14 protein-coding genes are annotated in these 13,957 nt (G+C 72.2%); 12 read left to right on the top strand and 2 right to left on the bottom strand.

What is annotated here, in order from left to right; genetic code table 11:
• Positions 1-37 precede the first annotated feature (37 nt).
• The 8 genes from ACGFIQ_RS01690 (at position 38) to ACGFIQ_RS01655 (ending at position 7,051) form a co-directional block, all read left to right on the top strand.
• Positions 38-517 carry a Na(+)/H(+) antiporter subunit C gene (locus ACGFIQ_RS01690; RefSeq protein ID WP_393237715.1) on the top strand — a complete coding sequence of 160 codons (480 nt, stop codon included), beginning with the start codon at positions 38-40 and terminating at the stop codon, positions 515-517.
• Positions 517-2,022 carry a Na+/H+ antiporter subunit D gene (locus tag ACGFIQ_RS01685; protein ID WP_393237713.1) on the top strand — a complete coding sequence of 502 codons (1,506 nt, stop codon included), beginning with the start codon at positions 517-519 and terminating at the stop codon, positions 2,020-2,022. The genes ACGFIQ_RS01690 and ACGFIQ_RS01685 overlap by 1 nt, the downstream gene beginning before the upstream one ends.
• Positions 2,019-2,630, top strand: coding sequence for a Na+/H+ antiporter subunit E (locus ACGFIQ_RS01680; RefSeq protein ID WP_393237710.1), 612 nt, complete (start codon positions 2,019-2,021; stop codon positions 2,628-2,630). Before ACGFIQ_RS01685 ends, ACGFIQ_RS01680 begins: the two co-directional genes overlap by 4 nt.
• Positions 2,627-2,890 carry a monovalent cation/H+ antiporter complex subunit F gene (locus tag ACGFIQ_RS01675; RefSeq protein WP_393237707.1) on the top strand — a complete coding sequence of 88 codons (264 nt, stop codon included), beginning with the start codon at positions 2,627-2,629 and terminating at the stop codon, positions 2,888-2,890. The genes ACGFIQ_RS01680 and ACGFIQ_RS01675 overlap by 4 nt, the downstream gene beginning before the upstream one ends.
• A complete protein-coding gene (mnhG, locus tag ACGFIQ_RS01670; protein WP_357073270.1) occupies positions 2,890-3,249 on the top strand; it encodes a monovalent cation/H(+) antiporter subunit G in 360 nt (119 codons plus the stop codon). The genes ACGFIQ_RS01675 and mnhG overlap by 1 nt, the downstream gene beginning before the upstream one ends.
• A gap of 172 nt (positions 3,250-3,421) precedes the next feature.
• On the top strand, positions 3,422-4,777 hold the full coding sequence (locus ACGFIQ_RS01665; RefSeq protein WP_393237704.1) for a hemolysin family protein: 1,356 nt from the start codon (positions 3,422-3,424) through the stop codon (positions 4,775-4,777).
• Positions 4,778-4,829: 52 nt separating this feature from the next.
• On the top strand, positions 4,830-5,894 hold the full coding sequence (locus tag ACGFIQ_RS01660) for a hemolysin family protein (protein WP_393237701.1): 1,065 nt from the start codon (positions 4,830-4,832) through the stop codon (positions 5,892-5,894).
• Between the two features lie 227 nt (positions 5,895-6,121).
• Positions 6,122-7,051 carry a sporulation protein gene (locus tag ACGFIQ_RS01655; protein WP_393237698.1) on the top strand — a complete coding sequence of 310 codons (930 nt, stop codon included), beginning with the start codon at positions 6,122-6,124 and terminating at the stop codon, positions 7,049-7,051.
• 31 nt (positions 7,052-7,082) lie between these two features.
• On the opposite strand, the gene leuE is transcribed toward ACGFIQ_RS01655, so the two are convergent.
• On the bottom strand, positions 7,083-7,754 hold the full coding sequence (gene leuE / locus ACGFIQ_RS01650; protein WP_393237695.1) for a leucine efflux protein LeuE: 672 nt from the start codon (positions 7,752-7,754) through the stop codon (positions 7,083-7,085).
• Positions 7,754-8,995 (bottom strand): bifunctional pyridoxamine 5'-phosphate oxidase family protein/GNAT family N-acetyltransferase, encoded by a 1,242-nt coding sequence (locus ACGFIQ_RS01645; protein WP_393237692.1) that lies wholly within the window; start codon positions 8,993-8,995, stop codon positions 7,754-7,756. Before ACGFIQ_RS01645 ends, leuE begins: the two co-directional genes overlap by 1 nt.
• A 36-nt stretch (positions 8,996-9,031) precedes the next feature.
• On the opposite strand from ACGFIQ_RS01645, the gene ACGFIQ_RS01640 reads away from it, so the two are divergent.
• The 4 genes from ACGFIQ_RS01640 (at position 9,032) to ACGFIQ_RS01625 (ending at position 13,863) form a co-directional block, all read left to right on the top strand.
• Complete coding sequence (locus tag ACGFIQ_RS01640; RefSeq protein ID WP_393237689.1) at positions 9,032-10,372, top strand: aminotransferase class I/II-fold pyridoxal phosphate-dependent enzyme; 1,341 nt, start codon at positions 9,032-9,034, stop codon at positions 10,370-10,372.
• A gap of 345 nt (positions 10,373-10,717) precedes the next feature.
• Positions 10,718-11,422 (top strand): UdgX family uracil-DNA binding protein, encoded by a 705-nt coding sequence (locus ACGFIQ_RS01635; protein WP_393237686.1) that lies wholly within the window; start codon positions 10,718-10,720, stop codon positions 11,420-11,422.
• Positions 11,423-11,620: 198 nt separating this feature from the next.
• Positions 11,621-13,225: a flavin monoamine oxidase family protein gene (locus ACGFIQ_RS01630; RefSeq protein WP_393237683.1), complete on the top strand. Its 1,605-nt coding sequence runs from the start codon at positions 11,621-11,623 to the stop codon at positions 13,223-13,225.
• A gap of 59 nt (positions 13,226-13,284) precedes the next feature.
• On the top strand, positions 13,285-13,863 hold the full coding sequence (locus tag ACGFIQ_RS01625; protein ID WP_393237680.1) for a hypothetical protein: 579 nt from the start codon (positions 13,285-13,287) through the stop codon (positions 13,861-13,863).
• Positions 13,864-13,957: the final 94 nt, after the last annotated feature.

The following is a 13,957-nucleotide window of genomic DNA, read 5'->3' as shown; positions in this document are numbered from 1 at the left end:
GGTTGCGCGCCCCGCAGTCGCGAACAAGGGCGAAACAGTGACGGCGACCGGCGCGGGGCCGACGCTGGTGCTGGTGTTGGCCGTCGCGGTGCTCGTCGGGTGCGGGGTGATCCTGCTGTTGGAGCGCAGCCTGACCCGGATCCTGCTCGGGGTGATCCTGCTCGGCAACGGGGTGAATCTGCTGATCCTGCTGGGCGGGCGGCCCGGTGCGGCGCCGATCGTCGGGACCGGCCCGATCGAGCGGATGAGTGATCCGCTGCCGCAGGCGATGGTGTTGACCGCCATCGTGATCACTTTCGGGCTGAGCGCGTTCCTGCTCGCGGTGGCGTACCGCAGTTGGTATCTGACCGGCGACGACGAGGTGCCCGACGACCTGGAGGACCAGAAGATCATCCGTCGGGCCGTTCGGAACGAGTCGGGCACCGCCGACCTCGGCGGGGAGGGGCCGGGTGACGACCCGGAGCAGGTCGATCCCGAGCCTGCCCGCCGCCGACTGCGCCGCGGGGAGGAGGCGTGATGAGCACGCTGGTGCCGCTGCCGGTGGTGGTGCCGCTGCTCGGTGCGGCGCTGACCCTGCTGCTGGCCGCGCGGCCCCGCCTGCAGCGGTTGGTGAGCGTGCTGTGCCTGGGCGGCACCCTCACCGTGGCGGTGCTGCTGTTGGTGCAGGCGTACCGGCACGGGCCGGTGGTGGTGGCAGTCGGGGCGTGGCCGGCACCGTTCGGGATCGTGCTGGTCGCCGACCAGCTCGCCGCGCTGATGCTCGTGGTCTCGTCGGCGGTCACTCTCTGCGTGCTGCTGTACTCGATCGGCCAGGGGCGCAGCGAGACCGGGGAGAGTTCACCGGTGGTCATCTTCCACCCGACGTACCTGGTGCTCACCGCGGGCGTCACCAACGCGTTCCTGGCGGGTGACCTGTTCAACCTCTTCGTCGGCTTCGAGATCCTGTTGGCCGCCAGCTTCGTGCTGATCACCCTGGGTGGCTCCGAGGCCAGGATCCGGACCGGGTCGACGTACGTGGTGGTCAGCATCCTCTCCTCGATGATCTTCCTGACGGCGGTGGGCCTGGTGTACGCGGCCACCGGCACGCTCAACCTGGCGCAGCTCGCCCGGCGCCTCGACGACCTGCCCGACGGCGTACGACTGGCCCTGGAGCTGATGTTGCTCCTGGCCTTCGCGATCAAGGCGGCGGTCTTCCCGCTGTCGGCCTGGCTGCCGGACAGCTATCCCACCGCGCCGGCCCCGGTCACCGCCGTCTTCGCGGGTCTGCTCACCAAGGTGGGCGTCTACGCGATCATCCGCACCGAGACGTTGCTGTTTCCCGGTGGGCACGCCGACGTGCTGCTCATGGTCGTCGCCGGGCTGACCATGGTGATCGGCATCCTCGGCGCGGTGGCCCAGTCCGATCTGAAGCGGCTCTTCTCGTTCACCCTGGTCAGCCACATCGGCTACATGATCTTCGGGGTGGCGTTGAGCACCGCCGCCGGGCTCTCCGGCGCGATCTTCTACGTGGTGCACCACATCACCATCCAGACCACGTTGTTCCTCGTGGCCGGGCTGGTCGAGGAGCGTGCGGGCAGCACCGACCTGCGCCGCATCGGCGGGCTGGCCCGGGTGGCGCCGCTGCTCGGTGTCCTGTTCTTCGTCCCGGCCATGAACCTCGCCGGGGTGCCGCCGTTCTCCGGGTTCCTCGGCAAGCTCGGCCTGCTCCAGGCCGGGGTGGCGGTCGGCGGTCCGCTGCCCTGGGCGCTGGTCGCGGCGGGCACGCTGACCAGTCTGCTCACCCTCTACGTGGCGTCGCGGGTGTGGAACATCGCCTTCTGGCGCGCGCCGCGACTGGCCACCAGCGAGCCGGCCGTCCGGTTGCCGAAGCTGATGGTCGGGGCCACGGTGGCCCTGGTCGCCTTCGGGCTGGCGCTGACCGTGCTGGCCGGTCCGCTCTTCGACGTCACCGCCGACGCGGCCGCCGACCTGCGCCTGCGTACCCCGTACGTCGATGCCGTGCTGCCGAACGGCGTGCCGTGAGCGGCCCCTCCGAGTCGGCCCGCGACGCCGCCGGGCCGCCGGCGTCGGGGCGCGGCCGGCTCGGGCGCTGGCGGGACCAGACGGCGGCGCTCGGGTGGTTGGTGGTGGTCTGGAACCTGCTCTGGGGTGACGTCAACTGGGCCAACGCGGCAGGCGGTGTGCTGGTGGGCGGCGCGGTGCTGGCCTTCTTCCCGCTGCCGGCGGTCAGCTTCGCCGGTCGGCTGCGGTTGCGGGGGCTGCTGGTGTTCGCGGCGCGGTTCGCCGTGGAGTTGGTCAGCGCGAGCCTGCACGTCGCCCGGATCGCCGTGCAGCCCGGCTACCGGCCGCGCGGGGCCATCATCGCGGTCCGGCTGCGGGTGCCCACCGACCTGAACCTGGCGCTCACCGCCGAGGCGGTCTCGCTGGTGCCGGGCACGCTGATCCTGGAGGTGGACCGGGACTCCGGGACGCTCTACCTGCACGTGCTCGACACCCACGGGCCGGCGGACCTGGGCGCGGCCCGGGAACGCACCCGCACCGTCGAACGACGCATCATCCGCGCGGTGGGCTCCGGCGTCGAACTGCGCCGCGTCGAGACCGACGAATCCGAGAGGGGTACCAGCCCGTGACCACGTTCCTGGCCGTCGTCCTTACCGTCCTGCTGTCGGTGACCGCGCTCCTCGCGCTGGCCCGCCTCTACCGTGGCCCGTCGCTCGTCGACCGGGTGATCGCGGCGGACATGCTGCTCGCCACCATGGTCGGCGCGGTGGGCGCCGAGGCGGCGGTCAACCGGCATGCCACCACGCTGCCCGTGCTGGTGGTGCTCTCCCTGCTCGGCTTCGTGGGCTCGGTGTCGATCGTCCGCTTCGCCGTCCGGGAGCAGCAGTGATCGCGACGATCGCGGACTGGCTCGGTGCCGCCTGTCTGGTGGCCGGTGCGCTGCTCGGCCTGGCCGCCGGGATCGGCGTGCTGCGTTTCCCGGACGCGTTGTCCCGGATGCACGCGGCCACCAAACCGCAGGTGCTCGGGGTGCTCCTGCTGCTGTTGGGCATCGCGTTGCGCCTGCGGTCTCCGGCGGATCTGGGCATGGTCGCGCTGGTGGCGGTCTTCCAGTTGGCGACCGCGCCGGTCTCGGCGCAGATGATCGGGCGGGCCGCGTACCGGTCGGGGCGGCTGGACCGGAGTCTGCTCGATGCCGATGAGCTGGCCGAACACGGCTCGGGTGGCGGGTCGACCGGAGCGGCGTGACGGCGGGCGAACCGGACGTTGCTGCTCCTTCGGCCCACCCCCAGCGGAGTCCCAGTCAGCGCCGATAAAATAGCGGCATGATCGACTCCTCTGCCCAGGAGGGCAGCAGTAGCCAGCCGGGTCGTGCCCGGCATCTCCCCGTCCCGACGACCCCGGGAGCCCTGAGCGACCCGTGCTGATCGTCGTCGGCCTTCTTCTGATCATTCTTCTCACTGCCGCCACCGGTTACTTCGTGGCGCAGGAGTTCGGCTACGTCGCCGTGGACCGGGGCAAGCTGCGCCAGCTCGCCGACGACGGCGACCAGGCCGCCGCCCGGGCCCTGACCGTCACCAGCCGGCTCTCCTTCGTGCTCTCCGGCGCCCAACTCGGCATCACCGTCACCGCCCTGCTGGTCGGCTACGTCGCCGAGCCGTACCTGGGCGGTGGCCTCGCCGACCTGCTCGGCGTGGCCGGCGTCAGCGAGTCGGTAAGCCTGCCGCTGTCGGTGGCGTTGGCCCTGGTCATCGCCACCGTCGTGCAGATGGTGCTCGGCGAGCTGGCCCCGAAGAACCTGGCCATCGCCCGAGCCGAGCAACTGGCCCGGGCGCTGAGCCGATCCACCCTGCTCTACCTGGCCGTCGCCGGGCCGGTGATCCACCTCTTCGACCGGGCATCGGTGCGTCTGCTGCGCCGGATCGGCATCGAACCGATCGAGGAGCTGCCCAGTGGCGCCACCCCGGCGGACCTGGAACAGATCATCGCCGAGTCCCGCGAGGAGGGCAGCCTCGACGCCGAGATGTCCACGCTGCTCGACCGAGGTCTGGACTTCCGCGAGCTGACCGCCGGTGAGGCCATGGTGCCCCGGGTCGACGTGCACACCGTACGGGCGCACGAGCCGGTCAGTCGGGTGGTCGAGCTGTTGGACACCGGCCACTCCCGCTTCCCGGTGCGCGGTGCGGAGGGCGTCGACGACCTGCTCGGCGTGGTCGGCATCGCCGACGTGCTCGGCGTACCCCCGGCGGAGCGGGCCACCACACCGGTGAGCGCGGTGGCCGGGCCGCCGCTGCTCGTACCGGAGACGTTGGCCCTGCCCACGGTGCTGGACCGGCTGCGGTCCGGGCACCGGCAGATGGCGTGCGTGGTCGACGAGTACGGCGGCTTCGCCGGGGTGATCACCCTGGAGGACATCGCCGAGGAACTGGTCGGCCCGATCCGGGACGAGGACGACCCGCCGGACCGCGCGCCGGCCCGGCAGGACGACGGGTCGTGGGTGGTGCCGGCCCGCTGGCGGATCGACGAGGTCGCCGACAGCACCGGCATCGCGCTGCCCGAGGCCCCGGAGTACGACACCCTGTCCGGGTTGGTGATGCGGGAGCTGGGCCGGGTGCCGGAGGTCGGTGACCGGCTGGAGATCAGCCTGCTGCCCGAGGGCGCCGACGGTGAGGACAACGAGACGGAGCCCCGGGCCCTGGTCGAGGTGCTGGCCGTGGACCGACACGTGGCCGACTCGGTGCGGTTGCAGTTGACCAAGCCGGGGGTGGGCCCGTGAGCGCGAGGAGTGAGCTTGCGAGCCCCGCAGTCGCGAATGAGGGAAAGCACCGATGAGCCCCGGGATCGCGCTGTTCAGCTCGGTGATCCTGCTGGCGCTGAACGGGTTCTTCGTGGCCGCCGAGTTCGCCCTGGTGGCCAGCAAGCGGTACCGCCTGGAGCAGGCGGCGGCGAACGGCGGTCGGGCGGCACGCGCCGCGCTGGACGGCGTCCGCGAGCTGTCGCTGATGTTGGCCGGCGCGCAGCTCGGCATCACGCTGTGCACCCTGGGTCTCGGCGCGCTGGCCGAGCCGGCGATCGAGCACCTGCTCAGCCCGCTGCTGCACGCGGTGGGCCTGCCGGACGCGGCCAGTCACCTGGTCGCCCTGGTCTTCGCCCTCGGGGTGGTCACCTTCCTGCACCTGGTGGTGGGGGAGATGGCACCCAAGTCCTGGGCGATCACCGATGCGGAGCGTTCGGCGACGCTGCTCGCGTTGCCGTTCCGCGCCTTCGCCCGGGTTTCCCGGCCGGTGCTCTCCGCGCTCAACGCCCTGGCCAACGCGATCCTGCGGCTGGTGGGGGTGAACCAGCAGGATCAGCTCGCCCAGGTGCACGGCCCGGACGAGCTGAAGATCCTGCTGGAACAGTCCCGCGAGCACGGGCTGCTCGGCGCCGAGCAACACCAGTTGCTGACCAGCATGCTGGAGCTGCAGGGCACCTCCGTGGCGCAGGTGATGGAACCGTTCGCCACCATGGTCACCGTCCGTCGGGACGACCCGGCCGAACGGGTCGAACAGGTCAGCCGGGACAGCGGTCGATCCCGACTGGCGGTGCTGGACGAGGCGGGCGACGTCTGCGGCCTGGTGCACGTCCGGGAGGCGGTACGGGTGGTCACCGCCGGCCGGGTCGCCACCGCCGGAGAGCTGATGACGCCCGCGTTCACCCTGCCCGCGACGTCCTCGGTGACCGAGGCGGTGGGGGCGATGCGGGCCCGACAGTCGCAGCTCGCGCTGGTGCGCAACGGCGGTGGCCCGGCCCGGCCGATCGGTTTCGTGGCCCTGGAGGACCTGCTTGAGGAGGTCATCGGGGAGTTCGACGACGAGACCGACACGGTGCCGCGCGGGCGGCGGCTGCGCTGACGTGCCGGACCTGGTCGCGCCGGCGTGGTGTGGCCTTGCCGGGGTGGTGTGGCCGGGTCGGCCTGTGTGGCTGGGGCGGTGGGGTCCGTCGGACCTGGTCGCGCCGATGCCGGTGCGGCCGGGTCCACGCGGTGCCGCTGCTCGGCGCGGGCGGGCGTGACGTCGGCTCGACCGGGTAGGCGCGCCGGGTGGGGCCGACGGGGTCCCCTTCCGGAAGGGATTCTGCGGTGCGGCTGACAGGGGTGTCCCGGGAGTCCGGCCGGACCGGGCTCTCCGTGCAGACCACGCTGCCCAACCCGAGCACCCGCCCGGGCCTGCGCCTGCCCGGGCGGGTGACCCTCGCGGCCGGCCCCGAGGACGTGCTGGTGCGGCACATCCGGCTCGGCCTGGTCACCACCGTCGAACCGGACGACCCGGCGGCTCCCCGGCGTCTCGTGCAGTTTTACCAACTACCGATCGCCGGCCGCTTCGTCGTGCCGGCCGGTCGACGGCGGGCTGTCGACTTCGCGCTGCCACTGCCGTGGGAGACCCCGGTGACCATTTTCGGCGGGGTGCCGCTGCTGAGCCTGCGGATGGGTCTGCGGACCGAGGTGTCCCTCGACTCCGACCTCGACCAGGGGGCCATGGTGCCGGTCTTCGTGCATCCGCTCCCCACCCAGCAGCACGTGCTGGCGGCGCTGGACACGCTCGGTTTCCTGATCCGCCAGTCCGGGTTGCAGGAGGGCGGGTTGCCCGGGGTCGAGCACACCCTGCCGCTGCACCAGCGCTGGGGCTACTGGGTGGGACCCCTCTACGCCGGCCCGATCACCGAGCTGGAGGTGATCTTCGTGACCAACTCGGCGGGTCTGGAGGCGATCCTCTGGATGGACCGCCGGTTGGCGCTGGCCGGCATCACCCACCAAAGCATCAGCCGGTTCCGGATCTGGCACGCGGACACCGACCGGCGGGACTGGGTCGCCACCGTCGACGGCTGGATCCGCCAGGCGATCAACCGGCACGCCGCCGCTGCCGCCCAGGCCGACTGGTCCGCACAGATCGCCGGGTCCGCCCACGTCAGCCGCCACCCCGACGAGCCGGTCCAGTCCGGCTACGGCCTGGGTGGCACCGCCGGAGGCGCAGGCGTAGGAGGAGGCGGCTCCGGCGGCGACGGCACCTAGCACCCACCCACCCCCGCCCTCCGCGTTGGGGTCAGCCGGCGCTGGCGGTGGCTAGTTTGAGGCTGAAGGCCAGGAAGAGGGCTGCCACGGCGGTGGTGCCGCCGGCGGCCAGTCGGCGGCGTTGGCGGAACTGTGCGGCGAGGAAGGTGCCCGCGAAGATCAACGCGGTGAGGTAGAGCGCGCTTGTCACCTGGGCGATCAGCCCGAGCAGCAGGAACGACAACGCCGGCCAGGCGTAGCCGGGGTCGACGAACTGGATGAAGAACGAGATGAAGAACAGGATCGCCTTCGGGTTCAGCAGGCTGATCACCAGCGCCTTGCGGAACGGGCTGCGCAGCGCCGCCGGCTCCGCGGCGTCGATGAGCCGCGGCGTGCTCGGGTCGTTGCGGTCGCGCCAGCGCCGCACGGCGCCGAGCAGCATGGTCAACCCGACATAACCGAGGTACGCGGCGCCGGCGTACTTGATCACCAAGAACAGCGGGGGGTACGCCTTGAGCAGCGACGCCACTCCGGCGGCGGAGAGGACCATCAGCACCCCGTCGCCGACGAACACCCCACCGGCGGCCCGGTAGCCGACGGCGACACCCCGCTTGGCCGCGGTGGAGAGCACGAAGAGCGAGTTCGGCCCGGGCAGCAGGATGATGGCCACGGTGCCCAGCACGTACGTCCAGATGTCGGTGATCCCCAGCACGCCCGCCATCATCACGCCACCGGTGCCGTCCGCAGAAGTCTTTCCCGCAGCCTGGCCTGTGCGTTCGGCCACTCGTCGACGGTCATCGCGTACTGCACGGTGTCCCGCCAGGAGCCGTCCGGGCGTTGCCGGTGCATCCGCAGCACCCCTTCCCGGGTGGCGCCGAGACGCTCGATGGCCGCCTGGGAGCGGACGTTGCGGATGTCGGTGTGCCAGGCCACCCGGACCGCGCCCAGGTCGTCGAAGGCCCGCCCGAGCAGCAGCAACTTCGCCTCGGTGTTGATCGCGGTACGCCACCAGGGCCGGCCGAGAAAGGTGTGCCCGATCGCCACCGACCGCCGCTGTGGGTCGATCTCGTAGTAGGACGTGCTGCCGACCACCGCCCCGGTCGCCGCGCAGCGCTGCACCCAGGCCACCCGCTCGCCGTGGTGCTGGGCGGCCAGGGCGGTGTTGATCACCTCGGCCGTCGCGGCGGGTGTGGTGGGCGGCGCGACGCCGAGGTGCCGCCACACCTCCGGGTCGGCCGTGGCGGCGTGCAACTCGTCGGTGTGCGCCAACTCCAGTGGCTCCAGCCGGACGTGCTCGCCGTGCAGCGGCACCGGGTCGTGCCAGGGCGTGCGGGCCGTCCGCAGGTACGCCGGCAGTGGTGCGGTGACCCCGGCGTCCGGCTCGGGTTGCCCGGCGGTCATCCGCAGCGGCAGCACGCCGGCCCAGTGCGGCAGGTCCAGGTCGGCCTCGTCCTCGCGGACCCCGCCGCTGCGGGTCCGGACGGACACCTCGTGCAGGGGCAGCGCCAGCACGGCGGTCTCGGCCAACTCGCGACGGCTGGGTGGGCGGGTGGCCGTGCTGCGTCCCGTGCCGACCTTCTCCACGAGCGCGGTGAGCATGGCGAGCTTTTCCCGCTCGTCGGTGACCAGCCGGGCGGTGCCGAGCGCGACGACGGAGCGGTAGTTGGCGCTGTGGTGGAACTGGGAGCGGGCGTAGACCAGGCCATCGAGCAGGGTCACCGCGACGCAGACCTCCAGCCCGTCACCCCGGGCCGCGAGCAGTGGACGGCTGCCGGTGGAGCCGTGCAGGTAGAGCGTGTCGCCGATGCGGACGTGCAGGGTGGGCAGCACCCGCGGCTGGCCGTCGACGGCGAAGCCGAACGCGCAGTGGTACGCCTCGTCGAGCACCGCGTGGGCGGCGGCCCGGTCGTAGCTCATCTTGTCGCGGGAACGGTGGGGTGTGGTCCGGGCGGTGGGTGGATACATGCGCTCGCCCCTTTGTTCTAGTACAATCTCTTATTTGTGTCAGCACACTATCAGCTCACCGGTACGACGGCCGTCGAGATTTCGGCCAGCATCGAGTCGGGCATCCGCACGGATGCCCTGCCGCCAGGTGCCGCCCTGCCGCCCGTGCGGGTGCTCGCCGCCGAGTTGGGCGTCAGCCCCGCCACCGTCGCCCGCGCCTACCAGGACCTGCGCCAACGCGGCCTGCTCGCCACCGCCGGGCGGCACGGCACCCGGGTGCGTCCGCGTCCCCCGGTGGCCGCCCGGCGCTCGGCGCTGCGTCCTGCGCCGTTGCCCGGCGCCCGCGACCTGTCCCGAGGCGAACCCGACCCCCGGCTGCTCCCAGCGCTCGGCCCGCACCTGGCGACCCTCGCCGCCGACAACCGTCCGTCGATCGGCTACTCCGACGCCGGGGTGCTGCCGGAGCTTGCCGAGGAGGCCCGTGCCCGGCTGGGCGCCGACGGCGTGCCGGCCGGGGAGCTCACCCTCACCGGCGGTGCGTTGGACGGCATCGAGCGGCTGCTCGGCGCACACCTGCGTCCCGGTGACGCGGTCGCGGTGGAGGACCCGGGCTGGGCCAACCTGCTCGACCTGGTGGCCGCGCTGGGGTTGCGCCCGATCGGCGTACCGCTGGACGACGAGGGTCCCCTGGTGGCCGGGGTGGCCGCCGCGCTGGCCGCCGGGGCGCGGGCGCTGGTGGTCACCAGCCGGGCGCAGAACCCGACCGGCGCCGCCGTCTCCGCCGCCCGCGCCGACGCACTGCGAGCGCTGCTCGCCGGCCGCCGGGACCTGCTGTTGATCGAGGACGACCACGCCGCGGAGCTGGCCCGCGTACCCCTGCACCCGCTGGCTGGGGCGACGTCGAGCTGGGCCTTCGTGCGTTCGGTGAGCAAGCCCTTCGGCCCGGACCTGCGACTGGCGGTGCTGGTCGGCGACGAGACCACGGTGGCCCGGGTGGCCGGCCGCACCCGGGTCGGCGCCGGCTGGGTCTCCACCGTGTTGCAACGGCTGGTCCTCGCCCTCTGGCAGGACCCGGGAGTCACCGAGCAGGTGCGGCGGGCGGCGCTGAGCTACGAGCAGCGGCGCGCGGGGTTGCTGGCCGCACTGGCCGCGCACGGTCTGACCGCGCACGGCCGCAGCGGCATCAACGTCTGGCTGCCCGTGGCGGACGAGACGAGCGCGGTCACCGCGCTGCGCGATGCCGGCTGGGCGGTGGCGCCCGGCGCCCTCTACCGGATCGCCGCGCCTCCCGCCGTGCGCATCTGCGTCAGCCCGCTGACCACCGAGGACCTGGCCCCCCTGGCGACAGCCCTGGCCGAAGCCCAGAACCCCACCCCACCCCAAGGCTTCCAAACCTAACCAGCCCCGCCCCACGCCCGCGCGATCTTGTACTTCCTGTCGCCGATATGTCGATTAATGCCACTTTGTCAAGGCAGAAAGTGCACAGACCGCGGGGATTCGGGGCGGACGAGGCGGGTATGCGGGGCGCCGGAGGTGGGGTCATGGCTTCAGGTGGGGCACGTAAGGGCGTCTGGATCGCGGTCGCGGTGGCGATCATCATCATCATTATCGTGCTGATCGCGATCGCTTCCGGTGGGGATGGCGGCGGTAACGGGTACTGACGCGGGTGCGTCTCCTCGTGTCGCGGCACCGCGCCGAGGACGTACCCGGCACCGGGCAACCAACGGGTATATAACAGTCGGCATGGCCGAGCAGACCGGAAGCGCTCCGGGCGCCCAGCGGTTCATCCCGCCCGACGCCGACACCATCGACGACCTGCGCACCGCGGCCGGTGGCTGCCGCGGCTGTGAGCTGTACCGGGACGCCTCGCAGACGGTCTTCGGCCGGGGCGACGAGAGCGCCCGCGTGGTGCTGGTCGGCGAGCAGCCCGGCGACATGGAGGACCAGAAGGGGCTGCCCTTCGTCGGCCCGGCCGGACGCCTGCTGCGCCGGGCGGTCGACGACGCCGGGCTGGACCCGAGTCATCTCTACCTCACAAATGCCGTAAAGCATTTCCATTTCCTCCTGCGCGGCAAGCGACGGATCCACCAGACCCCGGACCAGGTACACGTCACCGCCTGCCGGCCGTGGCTGGTCGCCGAGTTCGCTCGGCTGCGTCCGGAGGTCGTGGTGGTGCTCGGCGCCACCGCCGCCAAGGCGCTGCTCGGCCCGTCCTTCCGGGTCACCCGGCAGCGGGGCGAGTTGCTGCCCTGGCCCGAGTCGGCACAGCACCCGGAGGACTTCCGGCGGGTGCCGGTGGACAACTCCGGAAAGCGGGCCGACGTGCCGCAGGCCCGGTTGCTGGCCACCATCCACCCGTCCGCGGTGCTGCGCGCCGACGATCAGGACAAGGCGTACGAAGGGCTGGTCACCGACCTCGCCGTCGCCAGCCGTGCCCTCGCCGGGTAGGTGACCGACAGCCTCGGCCGCCCGTCGGTTGGTCGCCCGCCGCGCCGGGGGGCCAGCGCCGAGGCCCGGCCGGGTCGCCGTCGAGATTCGTTGGTACGGTCGGGTGGCGAGGCGATACCCGCCAGAAACGTCAATGCGCGATCGGCGTAACAGGTCCTCTACAGACTCGCATGAGTCGATCTTGTAGGGGAGGCCGTCATGAGCGACGAGACGCAGTCGATGGTCAGCCGGCGTGGGTTCCTGCGCGCGGTCGGAGTCAGCGGCGGTGCCGGTGCGATGCTCGCCACGATGGGCGCCATGGGACTCGCTCCCAGCGCGGTCGGATCGGTAACCCCCGCGTTCCGAGCGCCGCAGCGATCGGATTTCACCCTGACCGGGCGGTCCGGTGCCAGCGTGGTCGTTCTCGGCGGCGGCATCGCGGGGCTCACCACCGCGTACGAACTGGGCAAGGCGGGCTATGACTGCACGGTCCTGGAGGCGCGGCACCGCGTTGGTGGGCGCAACCTGACCATCCGGGGTGGCGACGTCGAGACCGACCTCGACGGCCGCACCCAACGGGCCGGCTTCTCCGACGGGGTCTACTTCAACGCCGGACCGGGTCGGATCGCGCAGTGGATGGTCACCATGGACTACTGCCGGGAGCTCGGCGTACCCATCGAGGTCTTCACCAACCAGAACGCCGACGCCTGGATCTACAACGAGTCCGCCGGCATGACCGAGCCGGTCCGGTACCGCACCGCCAAGGCCGACGTGTACGGCTACGTCTCGGAACTGCTCGCCAAGGCCACCGACCAGGGTGCGCTGGACGGCCGGCTCACCACCGAGGACCGCGATCGGCTGCTGTCGTTCCTGCAGAGCTTCGGCGCGATCGGCGGGCGGACCAGCGACTGGGCCTACACCGGCACCAACCGTCGCGGCTTCTCCGGGTATCCCGGCGCCGGCAACGACGTGGGCACCCCGCTCGGCACGCCGCCGCCGCTCTCCGACGTCTTCGCCAGCAACGTGGGCCGGTACTTCTCGTTCGAGTTCGGCTACGACCAGGCCATGCTGATGTTCCAGCCGGTCGGCGGGATGGACCAGATCCCGCGCGCCCTGGCCAAGGCCGTGGGCACGAGACGGGTACGCCTCAACGCCGAGGTGACCGGGGTGACCGACCGGGGCAGCCGGGTCGAGGTGACCTACCGCCAGGGTGGCCGGCAGTCGCAGATCACCGCCGACTACTGCGTGGCGGCGCTGCCGCCGCACCTGATGGCCCGGGTGCCGCACAATCTCGGTGCCGAGGTGACCGCCGCCCTGGCCGACTTCCCGGTCACCGCCGCCGGCAAGATCGGCCTGGAATACCGCAGCCGCTGGTGGGAGACCGACCAGCGGATCTACGGCGGCATCACCGAGACCGACCTGGACCTGTCGCACATCTGGTACCCGTCGCACGGCTTCCACGGCAAGCGCGGCCTGGTCGTCGGCTACTACAACACCGGGGCGAACGCCAGGGCGTACAGCGGGCTCGCGCCGGAGCAGCGCAGCGAACGCGCGGTCAGCCAGGGTGTGAAGATCCACGGTGACAAGTACCGCAGTGAGCTGGTCACCTCGTACTCCCACGCCTGGGACCGGACCCGCTTCATCGAGGGCGCCTGGACGTCGCCCCGGTACGGCACACCCGGATACAACCTGCTCCTCCAGCCGGCGGGGCGGGTCTACTTCGCCGGAGACTGGCTGAGCCACGAGGTGGCCTGGCAACACGGCGCGTTCGTGGCGGCCCGGTCGGCGATCTCCGCGCTGCACCAGCGGGTGATGGCCGGCTGACGAAGACCGTCCACGATTGACAGCGCGTCGCGGCCCGCGTGAGTGGGTAACGGGTGTCGATGGACGTTGACAACGAGGAGCGGCGTGCGGATGTGCCCGCGGCGGCCGGCGGGCGTCGCGAGAGGTGGAGGCGGTTCCTCAACCGGGCGTCCGGCCTGCAGTTCATGGCCGTCTACTGGGTGCCGATGACGGTGTTCATCGGGCTGCCGGTGCGCTGGCTCTTCGACCGACAGGACTCCCTTGTCGAGGCCGTGCTGGGCGCCGCCCTGAACACCGTCTGGATCGGCCCGGCGCTCTACCTGGGCAGGCGAACGGCGGGGCAGCAAGGTGCCCGGCGGGACCCCGACGGGTACGCGCTACGCCAGGCACTGCGTACCGGCAGCGTGCCCGAGGACGACGCGGTATGGGCCGAACTGCCCACATACCTCGCGGGGCAGCGGCGGGCCACCTGGGCGGCGCTGCTGGCCATCCTGGGCATCTCCCTCGGGCTGATCCTGCTCGCCCTTTTCGCCGCCGACAACGAGGGCTTCGCGGTGATCTTCGGCGTGGTCGCCGCCGTCAGTGCGGCCGTCGCCGCGCACACCCTGAACCGGATTCGCAGGCTGGCACCCCTGCTCACCACACCCGGACGAGAGTGAAGGCCGTCCAACCACCGCCCACCCGCCCGCGCCCACCCGGTTGGCTGTCGGCTAAACCCACTGCCGCCTGCCGTCGTGGGTGCGCGAGGATGGG

This window comes from Micromonospora sp. NPDC048898, from assembly GCF_043198035.1.
In the GTDB taxonomy this organism is placed as follows: Bacteria; Actinomycetota; Actinomycetes; order Mycobacteriales; family Micromonosporaceae; genus Micromonospora.
The sequence above is the reverse complement of the archived record's forward strand: the minus strand, read 5'-3'. Positions and strand labels throughout refer to the sequence as shown.

Excerpts from the sequence above, each read along its gene's own strand:
- ACGFIQ_RS01630 (WP_393237683.1), top strand. The coding sequence starts at position 11,621 with ATGAGCGACGAGACGCAGTCGATGGTCAGCCGGCGTGGGTTCCTGCGC.
- ACGFIQ_RS01645 (WP_393237692.1), bottom strand. The coding sequence starts at position 8,995 with ATGTATCCACCCACCGCCCGGACCACACCCCACCGTTCCCGCGACAAG.
- ACGFIQ_RS01635 (WP_393237686.1), top strand. The coding sequence starts at position 10,718 with ATGGCCGAGCAGACCGGAAGCGCTCCGGGCGCCCAGCGGTTCATCCCG.
- leuE (WP_393237695.1), bottom strand. The coding sequence starts at position 7,754 with ATGATGGCGGGCGTGCTGGGGATCACCGACATCTGGACGTACGTGCTG.
- ACGFIQ_RS01685 (WP_393237713.1), top strand. The coding sequence starts at position 517 with ATGAGCACGCTGGTGCCGCTGCCGGTGGTGGTGCCGCTGCTCGGTGCG.
- ACGFIQ_RS01660 (WP_393237701.1), top strand. The coding sequence starts at position 4,830 with ATGAGCCCCGGGATCGCGCTGTTCAGCTCGGTGATCCTGCTGGCGCTG.
- ACGFIQ_RS01625 (WP_393237680.1), top strand. The coding sequence starts at position 13,285 with ATGGACGTTGACAACGAGGAGCGGCGTGCGGATGTGCCCGCGGCGGCC.